We start from the raw sequence: 13,666 nt of genomic DNA on the forward strand, positions 1-13,666 counted from the left end.
GTATGCGGCTGGGCCGGTTATATGGTCAATTCGATGTGGTGCGCCCCGGCGACCGCCGCGTACCGCTCCGGGCTGCAGGTCAGCACGATCACCTGGCCGTCGCCGCCAACCGCGTCGAACACCGCGCCCATCTTGGTCAACCGGTCGGCGTCGGTGAAGCCCAGCGCATCGTCGATGATCACCGGAACCGTGTCCTCCTTGGCCACGAGCGACGCGCCCGCCAGCCGCGCGACGATGGCCAACTGCTCCTTGGCACCACCGGACAGCGACTCATAGGGCACCGTGCGGCCCGAAACGGTCCGGTTGCTGATCTTCAGGTCGACGTCGACACCGACCTCGAAGTCCTCGCCGAACACCAGCCGGCCCAGGCGCTGCACCTCGAGGCGGAACGGATCCGCGTACCGCGCCCGGGTGGCGTCGCGGTGCCTGCCCATCACCGATCGCAACATCTCCGCGGCGCGGGCACTGCGATGCACGCGCAGGTATTCGGCCTTGGCATGTTCGCGCTCGGTCTCGGCCGCATCGAGCAGCCCCTTACGGCCCTCGGTGCCGTACACCTTGAGCTGGGCCGCGACTTCCCGCAGCCCGTCGACCGCGGCGGCATGCTGTGCCGCGAGGGATTCGGCCTGCCGTGTCGCGTCGTCGAGTTCGGCGACTACCGAATCTGCCGCGGTGGCGTCCAATTCGCCGCGCAGCGCGGCGACGCGGGCCACGGTGGCCCGGGCCTGCTCGTCATCGGCCTGGGCCTTGAGCGCCAACGCTTCATCGGCGGCCGTGGCACGCTGCGCATCGAGGCGGCCGCGGCACACCGTGAGCTCGGCGTCCGCCGCGGTCAGCTTCTCCCGCAGCACCGTGACCCGGGTGGACTTGTCGGTGCGCGCCTGTCCCGCCGCGGCGGCCACCTTCCGGCTGGTCTCGCGGTGCGCGACCGCCTTCCGGTGCGCCGCGACTGCGGCGTCGAGTTCGGTTCTGGCCGTGCCGATATCGGCCGGGCCGTCGAGGTCGAACAGCGGGGCCTCGGCCGGCTGGCCCGCGCGCAGGGCATCCAGCCGGTCACGCAGCTGCGTCACATCGTCATCGCCGACCAGCGCTTCCACTGTGGCGCGCAACCGATCTCGGCTACCGATCAGCTCCCGGCGCCGGTCGTGCAAGATCCGCGCCTGTGCCACGTCCCCGACGCCGGCGGCAGCCAACGCGGCGGCAAGAACCTCCTGAGCCGCGTCGAGCCGGGACTGTGTTTCGGCCGCAGGGGTTCCCGGCACCACCCGCATGGTCACACCCGGAACCCGGACTTCGGTACTCGCCGTTGAGCTGACGCTCCACGCGACACCCGCCTGCAGTGCGACATCGGCGTCGCCCACCCGCACGGCAACATCCTCGTCGGCCACCAGTTCGATGCGGGCCGAGGCCAATTCGGCTTGACCCGCGGCACGCTCGACGGCGACTGCGGCGGCTTCGATGGCGCGCATGCCGGCATCGTCGAGCGTGATCTCGGCCAGCTCGCACACGGCCTTGTCGAGCTCCCGCGTCGCGGTGTCGATCTTGTTGAGCCGTGCGACGAGCCGGTCGGCCTCATCGCGATCGGCAAGCCGCTGCAGCGCGATGCGGGCCTGCTCGACCCGGTCCTCATGTTCCCACACGGCCCGCTGGGCGGCCTCAAGCTCGTCTTCGGCCGCCTCATACACCTCGCGCGCGGTGTCGGCTTCCTCATCCGCGGCAGTCAGCGCGGCCTCCGACTGGGCGATGGTGGCGGCGCGCTCGTCGATTTCGGCGCGCATCCGGCGGCGCTCGGTGAGCGCCGCCAAGGACGCACTGTGGGTCGCTCGCGCCGCTTCGGCCACCACCTCGGCTTCGGCGAGCTGGCGTTGCAGCACGGCGACCGCGTCGGCCGCCGTGCGCGCGGCGGCGAGCCGCTGCTGCGCCTGGTCGCGCGCCGCGGTGAGCCTGGCGACTTCGGCACCGAGTTCCTGATGGCGGCGGACGGCATCGTCGACCTCGGCGACCGCTGCCGCGCAGCGCGCGACCTCGCCGTCGGCCACACTCAGCCGCTTGATCGCGGCTCCCCATTCCGCCGTGGGCCTGCCCGTGGCGGTGAAGTAGCGCCGGTATTCGTCGTCGATCCGCTCGATCAACAGCGACTCGTCGCCGGACAGCGTGACGGCCTCTCCCGCCGCGACGTCCAGGGCCCGCGCCAGTGCATCGGAGCCCGAAAGGTCCACGGGCGCGGTCGACGACGCTTGCAGCACCCGCTGCGCGCGCCACAATTCGGTGTCGACGGTCTCGCCGAGCATCGCGAGCACGCGTTCGTGCGCCTCGTCACCGGTGAGCTGTTCGCGGACCGGCGCCAGCACCGTCAGCGCCGTCTCAGCGCGCTTGTGGAAGCGCTTGCGGTACACGAACCGGTATGGGCCCGTGGAGATTTCGGCGGAAACCTCGGCCCCGACGTCGGCGTGGGTGGGCTTGACCTGTTTGACTTCCTTCTTCGCCGAACGGTCCTTGGCCTCGAGCAGCAGATCCAGCGCCTCGATCATCGACGACTTGCCGATCTCGTTGGCGCCGCTGATCACCACGACACCCTGATCGGGAAACTCGATCTCGCGGTGCGTGATACCGCGGTAATTGGTCAGGACCAGCCGATGCAGTTTCATGCCACGTTCTTCCGATCCACGAGCCGCAGCAGCAATCCGAGCGCCGCGCGTGCGTCGTCGGCAGCGTCGGCCTCGGATCGCGCGGTCGCCACCAGTTCGTCGACCGCAGCGGCGGCGAATCCGCCGATGCCGAGATCGTCGAACTCGCCGTCGGCAGGTATCACCGCGATCTCGGTGTGCCGCTCCCACAACGTGAGCGCGCCGAACAGCCGGGCGTACTTGTCGAGACAGGCATCCAGCGCAGCCTTGTCGGTCACGGTCAGCGACCCCGTCAGCGCCAGCCGCACCACGGTGCGTTCCTTGTCGGGCAGCAGGTCGAGGTTGATGTCGAGATCCGCCACGTCGCGGTCGGTGTCGACCGAACGCCGCAGGGTCACGAACCGCCAGCGGCCGACACGTTCGGAGCTCACCCGCGCAGGTCGGTGCGGATCGGTCTCATCGATGTCGACGAGCAGCACATGGCCGGGATCGGACTCGATGTCGTCGTAGTTGGTGACCTCGGGCGAGCCCGAGTACCAGACTCGGCCGCTGGAGCCGACCTGGGTGCGGGAGTGCTTGTCCCCCAAGGCGACATAGTGCACGACGCCACGGGCGATGGCACTTTCCAGCGCGGCCATCCGGATCAGCGACGGCTTGTCCTTGTCCGGGTCGAGGATGTCGACGCCGCCATGGGCGACGAGCACACGCGTGACGCCATCGGCGGGCAACTGGGCCAGCACGTCGGCAGCCAGGTCGGTGGTCGGCGCCTTGGACCGCCACGGCGCGGCGACGATCTGCAGCCCGGGCCGCACCTCGTGGACCCCAGCGGTGTCGAGAACCACGACGTTGTCGGGGCATTCGGCCAGGAACAGCGCGCTGGTGTACACCGACGACGCGTCGAGCGGATCGTGGTTGCCCGGCAGCAGGTACACCGGCACGCCGATGGCCCGCATGGCCTCCAGCGACTGGCTCACCTCACGCGGGGCCAGCTGATTGTGCTCGAAGACGTCGCCGGCGACGACCACGAATTCGGCCCCCGTCCGCTGTGCCACCGCGCCCAGAGCCGCGACGGCGTCGCGGCGGGCGGCCGAGTAGCGCGGTTGCGCTTCCCCGTCACCGGCACTGAGAAAGTGGCGGGTCATGCCGAGCTGCCAGTCGGCGGTGTGGAGGAAACGCATCGGCCCGTCCTTTCTGTCGTCCGTGCGGCGCGTGTTCTGCACCGGGCAAGGCGAGTCTAGGTCTGGGTGCCGACAAGTCCCGGGACGCGCGCCTAACGTGGTAGCGATGAGAACCCTGCTGGTGCTGCGTCATGCCAAGTCCGACTACCCCGACGGGGTAGCCGACCACGACCGCCCGCTGGCCGCCCGCGGGATCAGGGAGGCCGGGCTGGCCGGCGACTGGATCCGCGCACACGCACCGTCCGTCGACGCCGTGCTGTGCTCGACCGCGACCAGGACACGTCAGACGCTGGCGCGCACCGGGATCACCGCGCCGGTCGAGTACGTCGACCGGATCTACGACGCCACGCCGGGGGCGGTGATCGACGAGATCAACGGTGTGGAGTCACGTTTCGGCGCCGCGGTGAACACCGTCCTGGTCGTCGGGCACGAGCCTGCGATGTCGGCGGTGGTGCTTGGCCTGTCCGACGGTCGCAATGTCTCTGCCGCGCAGCAGATTTCGCTGAAGTTCCCCACTTCGGCGATCGCCGTGCTGCGCCCTGAGGGCGCGTGGGACCAGTTGAGCCTCGGCGGCGCCGAACTGGTCAGCTTCCACGTGCCCCGCTAGCGCTACGAGTTGGTGGCCAGCGTCAGTTCCATGAGCTTGATGGCCTGGCCGCACGCGTCGATACCCGGCGCCTGAGGATTCACCCACCAGCCCACCACGCCCGCGGCGTCGCTGGCCACGCCGCACGCCCCGTTGGGACCGTTGGTCTTCATGATGATCGAGTCGACACCGTTGATCCGGCGGGTCTCGATGCCGTACTGCAGCTGCTCAGCGGTCTTGCGCTCGTTGTCCAGGCTGCCCTGCTCGTACCAGAACCGCGTGATGTCGATCAGACCACCGGGATTGAGGGCCTGCCACCGGCACACCGCGCCCACGAACGTGCTCTGGATGTCGAGCGGCTCGGCGCCGACCGTCTTGGCCAGGATGTCCTCGGTGAGCACGTCGCACTCTTTGAGGAGGTTGGGGTACTTCTGCTGGGAATTGTTGTTGCTGGCCCCACCGCCCGAGCCTTCCTTGGCCGCGGTGCCGTCGACCGTCTTGGTGCAGCCGGTCAACCCGGCGAACACGGCCAGCCCGGCGACCGCCGTGGCGATTCCCCGCTTGACTCCCGTCGGAACACTCATTTCGAATTCACAATCGACTGTCGGGTGAGCTCTTTGGCCACCTCGCACGGATCCGGGTACGGCTTCTGGTTGAAGCTGATCGACCATTCGATGAAATCGTCGTCGAACTGGATGCCGATCTCGCACAGGTTGATCTCGTCCGGCTTGAGGATGTCGCCGCCGAGCGCGATGAAACCGCCGTGCCCTTCGATGTTGATGTCCTCCACCTTGGTGCGGGACAACTCTTCGGTCTTGCGCTCACGACCGATCGGGCTGCCGCGGAACCACGTGAACGAGAAGTGCGGACCCGCGATGCTGCCGTTCTGCAGCCACTGGCAGCCCGACGAGTTCGTCGCGGTGTTCACCAGTCCCGGCACCTGGGTCAGCTCGCTGACCGTCTGGTCCGTCACGCCGCCGCACTGCGGGAAGAACGGTCCGTGCTTGGACGCCCCCGCGGTCGGGGCCCCGGTCTGGGGTACATCCGGCGAAGTGGGTTCATCGGTCGAACACGCAGCGAACACCGGAACCACGGCGGCCGCGAGTACCGCCAATGTTCTGGCGCTGCGGGTCCATCCGGTAGCGGCCGTGCTGGGAGTCACGCCATGCACTGTAGCCGCAGCCGAAAAAGGCAACCACCGACATGCCGACTGACCTGGACTTTCCGAAGCTCACCAAACGCCGCGGCCGGACACGTACGGACGTGGCCGGGTGTGCGACAGTAGCTGGATGCTCTGGGCGCTGCTGCGACAGTATGTGCGGCCGTACCGGCAGCTGCTGGTCGTGGTGGCCGTGCTCCAGGTGCTCAGCACGCTGGCCTCGCTGTACCTGCCGACGGTGAACGCCGCGATCATCGACGACGGGGTCGCCAAAGGCGACACGCGGACCATCGTCGAGCTCGGCGGCGTGATGCTCGCGGTCACGGCCCTGCAGGTGGTGTGTGCAGTGGGTGCGGTGTATTTCGGCTCGCGTGCGGCGATGAGCTTCGGCCGCGACCTGCGCACGGCGATCTTCGAGCACGTGACGACGTTCTCGGCCACCGAGACCGCTCGGTTCGGCGCCCCGACCCTGCTGACCCGCACCACCAACGATGTCGGACAGGTCCAGCAGTTGCTGCAGCTGACCTGCACGATGCTGGTCACCGCGCCGATCATGTCGATCGGCGGCATCGCGATGGCCCTGCACCAGGATGCGGGATTGTCCTGGCTGCTGCTGGTCAGTGTCCCGGTGCTGGCGCTCGCCAACTACACGATCATCCGTCGCCTCATGCCCATCTACCGCCGGCTGCAGCGCGTGATCGACGGCATCAACCGGGTGATGCGCGACCAGCTGGCGGGCATCCGCGTGATCCGGGCATTCGCCCGCGAGCCCGTCGAGCGGCTGCGGTTCGCCGACGCCAACCGCGCGCTGGCCGACACCGCGATCGAGGGCGGCCGGTGGCAGGCGCTCATGCTGCCCGTCACGACCCTGGTGATCAACGTCTCCAGTGTCGCGCTGATCTGGTTCGGCGGGCTGCGCATCGACGCGGGTCACATGCAGGTGGGTTCGTTGATCGCCTTCCTGGCGTATTTCATGCAGATCCTGATGGCAGTGCTGATGGCGACGTTCCTGCTGGTGCTGTTCCCCCGGGCCTCGGTGTGCGCCGAACGCATCACCGAGGTGCTCGACACCCGGCCGGCCATCACCAATCCCCACCGACCGGTGTCACCGGCGGCCCGCGCGGGCGAGATCGCCTTGGAAAACGCCACGTTCAGCTACCCCGGAGCCGAACAACCCGTGCTGCAGGACATTTCGTTCACAGCGCGGCCGGGCACGACGACTGCGGTGGTCGGCTCGACCGGATCCGGGAAATCGACGCTGCTGTCACTGATCTGCCGGCTCTACGACGTCACGGCAGGCGCGGTCCGGGTCGACGGCGTCGACGTGCGCGACGCCGACATCGAGGCTTTGTGGTCGACGCTCGGGCTGGTGCCGCAGCGCGGCTACCTGTTCACCGGCACGGTGGCCGAGAACCTGAGTTACGGCGCGGGCCCGGGGCAGGTGCTGACCGACGACGACATGTGGGAGGCGCTGCGGGTGGCCGCGGCCGACGACTTCGTCCGTGCGCACCCCGACGGGTTGCAGATGCCGGTCGCGCAGGGCGGCATCAACTTCTCGGGCGGGCAGCGCCAACGCCTCGCGATCGCGCGGGCCGTCATCCGGAAACCGAACATCTACCTGTTCGACGACGCCTTCTCGGCGCTCGACGTCCACACCGACGCCCGGGTCCGCGCGGCGCTGCGGGAGATCTCGGGCGACGCGACCGTGGTCATCGTGTCCCAACGCATCTCGACCGTGATCGAGGCCGATCAGGTGGTCGTCGTGGAAGACGGCCGCATCGTCGGGATCGGCACGCACGACGCGCTGTTGGCCGAATGTCCCACGTACGCCGAGTTCGCCGAATCGCAATCGGTCGGGGCAGGTGAACGTCCATGACGCTCCCGATGGGCCGCCGCGCGCTGCAGCAGGCGCCCGCCGAACGCACCCGCGACTTCCGCGGCTCGGCCCTGCGACTCGTCAAACTCCTGATGCCGCAACGTGGGCTCGCGATCGCGGTGATCGTGCTCGGTGTCGCGGGTATCGCGATCGGTGTGATCGGCCCGCGCATCCTCGGCCACGCCACCGACCTTTTGTTCAACGGTGTCATCGGGCGTGAACTGCCGGTCGGCATCACTAAGGAACAAGCCGTCGAAGCCGCGCGGGCCCGCGGTGACACGACGTTCGCCGACCTGCTCTCGGGCATGAACGTGGTTCCCGGGCACGGTGTGGACTTCGGCGCGGTGGCCCGCACCCTGGCGTTGGCACTCGGCCTGTATCTGATTGCCGCGCTGCTGGTCTGGTTGCAGGCCCGGCTGCTCATCGTGGCCGTGCAGCGCACCATGTTGACGCTGCGCGCCGCGGTCGAGGACAAGATCCACCGACTCCCGTTGTCCTACTTCGACTCCCGCCAGCGCGGCGAGGTGCTGAGCCGGGTCACCAACGATGTCGACAACATCCAGACATCGGTGTCGATGACCATAAGCCAGCTGATGACCGCGGCGCTCACCGTTTTCGCTGTGCTGGTGATGATGCTGACGATCTCACCGCTGCTCACCCTGCTGACCGTGGTGACCGTGCCGTTGTCGCTGTGGGTGACCCGCTGGATCACCCGGCGTTCGGCGAAACTGTTCGTCGCGCAGTGGCGCAACACCGGGCGGCTCAACGCCCACATCGAGGAGACCTACAGCGGCTTCACGATCGTCAGGACGTTCGGTCACCGCGCCGCCGCCCGGCAGCGGTTCGCCGAGCTCAACGGCGACGTGTTCGAGGCGAGCTTCGCCGCACAGTTCTTCTCGGGGCTGGTGTCTCCGGCCACGATGTTCGTCGGCAACCTGAGTTATGTGGCCGTCGCGGTGGTCGGCGGCCTGCAGGTGGCGACCGGCCAGATCACGCTGGGCAGCATCCAGGCGTTCATCCAGTACGTGCGGCAGTTCAACCAGCCACTCACCCAGATCGCAGGCATGTACAACACTCTGCAGTCCGGAGTGGCCAGTGCGGAGCGGGTTTTCGAGTTGCTCGACACCGCCGAGGAGCCGCCCGACGCGCCCGCCCGGCTCGACATCCATGCGGGCCGCGTCGAATTCGAGCAGGTGAACTTCAGCTACCGTCCGGACACTCCGGTGATCGAAGATCTGTCGTTGGTCGCCGAGCCCGGCAGTACCGTCGCCATCGTCGGCCCGACAGGCGCGGGCAAGACCACGCTGGTGAACCTGCTGATGCGGTTCTACGACGTGGATTCCGGGCGCATCCTCATCGACGGAACCGACATCTCGACGGTGGACCGCCAGTCGCTGCGGTCGTCGATCGGCATGGTGTTGCAGGACACCTGGCTGTTCGGCGGCACGATCTACGACAACATCGCATACGGCAGACCCGAGGCCGATGCCGACGACGTGATCGCCGCCGCCAAAGCCGCGTACGTGGACCGGTTCGTGCACAGCCTGCCCGACGGCTACGACACGCAGGTCAACGACGACGGCGGCGCCGTCAGTGCCGGTGAGAAGCAGTTGATCACGATCGCTCGCGCGTTCCTGGCGCGGCCCCAGCTGCTGGTGCTCGACGAGGCGACCAGTTCGGTGGACACCCGCACCGAACTGCTGATCCAGCATGCGATGACCGAATTACGCAGGGACCGCACGAGTTTCATCATCGCCCACCGGTTGTCGACGATCCGCGACGCCGACCTGATCCTGGTGATGGACGCCGGCCGGATCGTCGAACGCGGCACGCATGCCGAGCTGGTGGCCCGGCACGGCCGCTATTGGGAGATGACGCGGCTGTAACCCGCCGAGCAGACACAGAATCGCGTCAACTGCCGTTGTTTCATGCGATTATGCGTGTGCTCGCGCAGGTCAGACGCCAGGGCCCTCGGCGCGCAGATCGTCGACGTTCTTCATGGCCTCGCGCAGCTTGGCCAGCCACTCTTCGGCGTGCTCGCCGACCAGCCGCACCGACCACGCCAGCGCATCGGACCGCGACCGGGCCACACCGGCGTCGACCAGGGTGTCGAGCACCTGGCGTTCCGGCTGCTTGAGTCGCGTCATCACCGGAACGGCGATGTGGGTGAACAGGATCCGCTCCGCCGGAGCACCCGCTCCGGTGCTTACGTCCACGCCCCAGGAGACCTTGCGGCCGAACCGGTCCTGGGCCTCGTCGGCGATGCGCATGCGCTCCCCGCGGGTCTCCTCGCGGAACCGGGCCGCCCGTCCGGAGGCCCTCGCCTCGCTCTCGGCGTCGGCGGGATCGGGTAGATGACCGATGACGGTGATCTCTTCGCGGTCGACGATGACGGTGGGGTCACCGGCGAACCAGGTGTCGGGTAGCCGTCCGGCGAACCACTCGGCGGCGTCGCTCGCGTCGGGTTGCTGTGCTTGTTGCCAGCCGCCGGGGCGGCGGTGATGTTGGTGCTTCATGATTACATAATTACACCGTTACAGCCCTGTGAGCGCGGCGTTCACCGTCGGCGAACGCCGTGGTGGGCGAGCCGCTAGTTGCGCTTCATCAACACCGCCGCACCGCCGACGAGCACCAGCGCCACCAGGAGCAAGGCCGCCCACGCGGTACCGAACACCCACCACACGACACCGAGCGCGACGATCGCCGGTGACAGCGCGAACAGCACCAAGCCGGGATGCTGCTTGATGACCGCGGCGGCGCTCTGCGCACGCACCCGGTCGATTTCCTTTGCCATGTCCACCAGCATGCCAGCGGATAGCCTGGTGTCGTTTCCAATGCCAGACAAATGCTCGAGTACGACCCGACCAGAGGAGAAAACGGTGAACGGTCAATGGCTGCCGGATCCGGAAGGCCGCTTCGACTACCGCTGGCATGACGGACAGTCCTGGACAGACCAGGTGTCGCACCAGGGCCAGCAAGGGCGGGCGCCACTCACCGGCGCTCCGGGCGGTGGGCCCGATCCGAGGGACCAGCCGCGGCCCGGACAGCATGAGGCCCGGCCGCAGCAGGGCGGTCAGCAAGGTGGGCAGCAGTACGGCGGGCAAGGCGGACCCCAAGCCCAGCAGTACGGCGGGCAAGGCGGACCCCAAGCCCAGCAGTACGGCGGGCCGCAGGGCGACGGCTTCTCCGGCATCAGCGGCGACCTGGTCGACGGCCGGTTCAGCGAGAAGGAGGCGACTCCCATCGCCAACCAGAACTCGAAACTCCTGCGCGTACGCCTCGGCGAACCGTTCATGGCCCGGCAGGGCTCGATGGTCGCCTACCAGGGCAATGTCGACTTCGCCTTCGAGGGCGGCGGTGCGGGCAAGTTCCTCAAGAAGGCACTGACCGGCGAAGGCCTGCCGCTGATGCGGTGCCAGGGCCAGGGCGACGTGTTCCTCGCCGATCAGAGCTTCGACGTACACCTGCTGCAACTGACCAACTCCGGCCTGTCGATCAGCGGTAAGAACGTGCTGGCGTTCTCGTCGAGCCTGGACTGGAACATCGAACGCGTCAAAGGCGGCAGCATCGCGACCGGCGGGCTGTTCAACACCACGCTGCGTGGCACCGGTTGGGTCGCGCTGACCACCGACGGCCCGCCGGTCGTCCTCAACGCCGCCGAAGCCCCCACCTACGCCGACACCAATGCTGTGGTGGCCTGGTCGGCCAATCTGCAGACGCAGCTCAAGACGAGCTTCAAGGCCGGCGCGCTCATCGGGCGGGGCTCGGGCGAGGCGCTGCAGGTGGCATTCCACGGACAGGGCTTCGTCATCGTCCAGCCGTCAGAGGGCATCACCGTCCCGACGCAGTGAGGATGCGCGGCCGGAGATGACCACGGCGGTGCAAAACCCACAGCGCAAGCGCGGACACCACACCGACCGCGAGCAGGCCGAGCCACACCAGTTCCGGCCGGTCGACGGCACGCGCCGCGGTGATGGCCGACCCGGTGGCGAGATTGCCGAGCAGGATGCCGACACCCACGATCGTGTTGTAGAAGCCGTAGTGCGTCGCCACCAGGCGATCACCGGACAGCGACACCACGGTGTCCATCTCGAACGGGAACACCGCGGCCGAGCCCAGTGCCAGCAGCGCCGCTGTCGCGAGCAGGGCCACCACACCGAGCCGGCCCGAGTCAGGCACCACCGCGACCGGAACGAACGCCACGGCCAGCAGCAGCATCCCGATCACGAGGCTGCGGCCGGCACCCCAGCGCGCCGCGAACCACCGGGTTATGCGTAGCTGCCCGGCGACCGCGACCAGCCCTGACACCACGAACAATCCTGCCACGACCCAGGATTGGGCTCCGGGCGCCAGGTACGCCGCTTGTAGCGGCAACGCGAGGTAGACCTGGAAGGACAGCACGTACGACCCGATCATCGCCGCCGCGAACATCAGGAACGAGCGGTTGGCCACGACGCTGCGCCAGTCGTCGAGCACCGAGCCGCGCTGCGCGGCAGGTTCGGTCGCGTGCCGCGGCAGCGCCAGCAGCTGGGCCACCGTCAGCACCGCGAACACCGCAGCGGCCACCGCGGCGGTCACCCGGAAATCCAACGCGATCAAGGCCATTCCGACCAGCGGCCCCAACAGGATCCCCGCCTGGTAGAACACGTTGAACGTGGCGAACGCCTCGACGCGCCGGTCGCCCGCATCCGCGGCGAGATAGGCCCGCACCGCCGGATTGAACAGTGCCCCGGCGAAACCTGTTGCCGCCGAGGCGATCAGCATGACCGGCAACGAGTCCGCGAAGACCAGCAGACCGAACCCCGCGGTGCGCAACAGACATCCCGCGACGATCAGCGGCTTGTAGCCGAGCCGGTCGGCCAATGTGCCGCCGACGATGAACATGCCCTGCTGCGAGAAGTTGCGAACACCGAGGACCAGGCCCACCGCCCACGCCGCCAATCCCAGTGGCCCGGCAAGAAAACCGGCCAGATAGGGCATCAGCATGTAGAAGCCGAGGTTGATGCCGAACTGGTTGACCATCAACAGCCGGCTGGGCAGATCGAAGCTGCGGAACTGTGCGACGAGACCGCTCACTTCGCCACCGCCATCGGATCGACGACGGTCTCGCAGCGGGTCCACGTCTGCACGACGCGCTCGTTCGGGTCGCCGATCGTCTCCGGTTCGTCGGCCGGTCGGTGATCGAGCAACCCGAGCTCCCGGCAGTAGTCGTCGTTGTAGACGGTGTCGAAATAGCGCTGCGGGCCGTCGGGGAAGACCGCGGCGATCGTGGTGCCGCGCGGCTGGTTTCGCGCCGCCCACCCGGCGACCAACCCGACCGCGCCGACGCTCCAGCCTCCGCTCGCGTAGTACGTGGCGGCCAGCGTGCGGCATGTCGCCACGGCGTCGGCCGGTGCGACCCAGTGCACCTCGTCGAACGCGCCGTAGTCGACGTTGCGGGGATAGATGCTCGAGCCAAGACCCCGCATGACGCGCGTCGCGGCGGGCTGACCGAAGATCGTCGAGCCGATGGTGTCGACCCCGATCAGTCGCATCTGCGGGTTGAACTCGCGCAATACTCGGGCTATCCCGGCGGAATGCCCGCCGGTGCCGACCGAGCACACCAGCACGTCGACGTGACCGATCTGCGCGTTGAGTTCGAGCGCGAGCGGCCGGTAGGCCTCGACATTGTCGGGATTGTTGTATTGGTCCGGGTACCAGGCGGACGCGTCAGCGGCGAGCAATTCGTTGACCCGGTCGCGGCGGGCCTGTTGCCAGCCGCCGCTGGGGTGCGGTTCGGCGACCATCGACACCTCGGCGCCGTACGCCGTGAGCATGCGCGCGATGATGGGTTCGAGCCCCGGATCTGTCACCAACGTGACGGGATGGTGGTACACGGTGCCCGCGAAGGCCAGCCCGAGACCCAGGGTGCCGCTTGTCGATTCGATGATGCGCCCGCCGGGCCTGAGGTCTCCCCTGGCCCGGGCCTGCTCGACCATGTGCATCGCGGGCCGGTCTTTCATGCCACCTGGGTTGAATCCTTCGAGCTTCGCCCAGAATCCGCGCCCGTCGGCGGCGAACGGAGCGGAGATCCACAGCGCCGGGGTATGGCCGACCATGGTGTTGGGCCCGCGGTTTCGGCGCAGGACGTGGAAGGAATGTGCGGACAGGACATGGTTCATGGCGTCGCCGTTTCTGTATCGGAGCCGCGCCTGCGGCAATAGGCTGGACAGCGTTGGGCCACAGCGCATTACGCGCTGA

12 protein-coding genes are annotated in these 13,666 nt (G+C 68.3%); 4 read left to right on the top strand and 8 right to left on the bottom strand.

Going from position 1 to position 13,666, the window contains the following annotated elements; all coding sequences use genetic code 11:
- Nucleotides 1-17: 17 nt before the first annotated feature.
- Nucleotides 18-2,648, bottom strand: a complete 2,631-nt coding sequence (locus G6N67_RS01430; protein ID WP_036437440.1) for an AAA family ATPase — start codon at nt 2,646-2,648, stop codon at nt 18-20.
- Nucleotides 2,645-3,805 (bottom strand): metallophosphoesterase family protein, encoded by a 1,161-nt coding sequence (locus tag G6N67_RS01435; protein ID WP_036438524.1) that lies wholly within the window; start codon nt 3,803-3,805, stop codon nt 2,645-2,647. Before G6N67_RS01435 ends, G6N67_RS01430 begins: the two co-directional genes overlap by 4 nt.
- A gap of 106 nt (nt 3,806-3,911) precedes the next feature.
- On the opposite strand from G6N67_RS01435, the gene G6N67_RS01440 reads away from it, so the two are divergent.
- Nucleotides 3,912-4,412, top strand: coding sequence for a SixA phosphatase family protein (locus tag G6N67_RS01440; RefSeq protein WP_036437442.1), 501 nt, complete (start codon nt 3,912-3,914; stop codon nt 4,410-4,412).
- A 2-nt stretch (nt 4,413-4,414) separates the two neighbouring features.
- Here G6N67_RS01440 and G6N67_RS01445 read toward each other — a convergent pair whose 3' ends face one another.
- Nucleotides 4,415-4,975: a DUF3558 domain-containing protein gene (locus G6N67_RS01445; protein ID WP_036437445.1), complete on the bottom strand. Its 561-nt coding sequence runs from the start codon at nt 4,973-4,975 to the stop codon at nt 4,415-4,417.
- Complete coding sequence (locus G6N67_RS01450) at nt 4,972-5,562, bottom strand: DUF3558 domain-containing protein (protein ID WP_036437448.1); 591 nt, start codon at nt 5,560-5,562, stop codon at nt 4,972-4,974. Before G6N67_RS01450 ends, G6N67_RS01445 begins: the two co-directional genes overlap by 4 nt.
- A 118-nt stretch (nt 5,563-5,680) precedes the next feature.
- Here G6N67_RS01450 and G6N67_RS01455 point away from each other — a divergent pair, with 118 nt between their 5' ends.
- Nucleotides 5,681-7,426, top strand: coding sequence for an ABC transporter ATP-binding protein (locus G6N67_RS01455; RefSeq protein ID WP_036437451.1), 1,746 nt, complete (start codon nt 5,681-5,683; stop codon nt 7,424-7,426).
- Nucleotides 7,423-9,312: an ABC transporter ATP-binding protein gene (locus tag G6N67_RS01460; RefSeq protein WP_036437454.1), complete on the top strand. Its 1,890-nt coding sequence runs from the start codon at nt 7,423-7,425 to the stop codon at nt 9,310-9,312. The genes G6N67_RS01455 and G6N67_RS01460 overlap by 4 nt, the downstream gene beginning before the upstream one ends.
- 69 nt (nt 9,313-9,381) lie before the next feature.
- Here G6N67_RS01460 and G6N67_RS01465 read toward each other — a convergent pair whose 3' ends face one another.
- Together G6N67_RS01465 and G6N67_RS01470 are read right to left on the bottom strand one after the other, a co-directional pair.
- Nucleotides 9,382-9,942: an ATP-binding transcription factor AbmR gene (locus G6N67_RS01465; protein ID WP_036437457.1), complete on the bottom strand. Its 561-nt coding sequence runs from the start codon at nt 9,940-9,942 to the stop codon at nt 9,382-9,384.
- Nucleotides 9,943-10,016: 74 nt separating this feature from the next.
- The gene (locus G6N67_RS01470) at nt 10,017-10,220 is read right to left on the bottom strand and encodes a hypothetical protein (protein WP_036438526.1); all 204 of its coding nucleotides are present in this window, start codon (nt 10,218-10,220) and stop codon (nt 10,017-10,019) included.
- Nucleotides 10,221-10,260: 40 nt separating this feature from the next.
- Here G6N67_RS01470 and G6N67_RS01475 point away from each other — a divergent pair, with 40 nt between their 5' ends.
- Entirely contained in the window at nt 10,261-11,277 is a 1,017-nt protein-coding gene (locus G6N67_RS01475) for an AIM24 family protein (protein ID WP_081812707.1), read from the top strand.
- Here the strand turns inward: G6N67_RS01475 and G6N67_RS01480 are convergent.
- Nucleotides 11,258-12,502, bottom strand: a complete 1,245-nt coding sequence (locus G6N67_RS01480) for an MFS transporter (protein ID WP_036437459.1) — start codon at nt 12,500-12,502, stop codon at nt 11,258-11,260. The genes G6N67_RS01475 and G6N67_RS01480 overlap by 20 nt on opposite strands.
- Nucleotides 12,499-13,587, bottom strand: a complete 1,089-nt coding sequence (locus tag G6N67_RS01485; protein WP_036437460.1) for a PLP-dependent cysteine synthase family protein — start codon at nt 13,585-13,587, stop codon at nt 12,499-12,501. The genes G6N67_RS01480 and G6N67_RS01485 overlap by 4 nt, the downstream gene beginning before the upstream one ends.
- Nucleotides 13,588-13,666: the final 79 nt, after the last annotated feature.

The organism is Mycolicibacterium mageritense (assembly GCF_010727475.1).
GTDB classification, from domain to species: Bacteria; Actinomycetota; Actinomycetes; order Mycobacteriales; family Mycobacteriaceae; genus Mycobacterium; species Mycobacterium mageritense.

What these genes read in the sequence shown, in the direction of transcription:
- G6N67_RS01430 (WP_036437440.1), bottom strand. Translation starts at nt 2,648, where the DNA reads ATGAAACTGCATCGGCTGGTCCTGACCAATTACCGCGGTATCACGCAC.
- G6N67_RS01435 (WP_036438524.1), bottom strand. Translation starts at nt 3,805, where the DNA reads ATGCGTTTCCTCCACACCGCCGACTGGCAGCTCGGCATGACCCGCCAC.
- G6N67_RS01440 (WP_036437442.1), top strand. Translation starts at nt 3,912, where the DNA reads ATGAGAACCCTGCTGGTGCTGCGTCATGCCAAGTCCGACTACCCCGAC.
- G6N67_RS01445 (WP_036437445.1), bottom strand. Translation starts at nt 4,975, where the DNA reads ATGAGTGTTCCGACGGGAGTCAAGCGGGGAATCGCCACGGCGGTCGCC.
- G6N67_RS01455 (WP_036437451.1), top strand. Translation starts at nt 5,681, where the DNA reads ATGCTCTGGGCGCTGCTGCGACAGTATGTGCGGCCGTACCGGCAGCTG.
- G6N67_RS01460 (WP_036437454.1), top strand. Translation starts at nt 7,423, where the DNA reads ATGACGCTCCCGATGGGCCGCCGCGCGCTGCAGCAGGCGCCCGCCGAA.
- G6N67_RS01465 (WP_036437457.1), bottom strand. Translation starts at nt 9,942, where the DNA reads ATGAAGCACCAACATCACCGCCGCCCCGGCGGCTGGCAACAAGCACAG.
- G6N67_RS01470 (WP_036438526.1), bottom strand. Translation starts at nt 10,220, where the DNA reads ATGGCAAAGGAAATCGACCGGGTGCGTGCGCAGAGCGCCGCCGCGGTC.
- G6N67_RS01475 (WP_081812707.1), top strand. Translation starts at nt 10,261, where the DNA reads ATGCCAGACAAATGCTCGAGTACGACCCGACCAGAGGAGAAAACGGTG.
- G6N67_RS01485 (WP_036437460.1), bottom strand. Translation starts at nt 13,587, where the DNA reads ATGAACCATGTCCTGTCCGCACATTCCTTCCACGTCCTGCGCCGAAAC.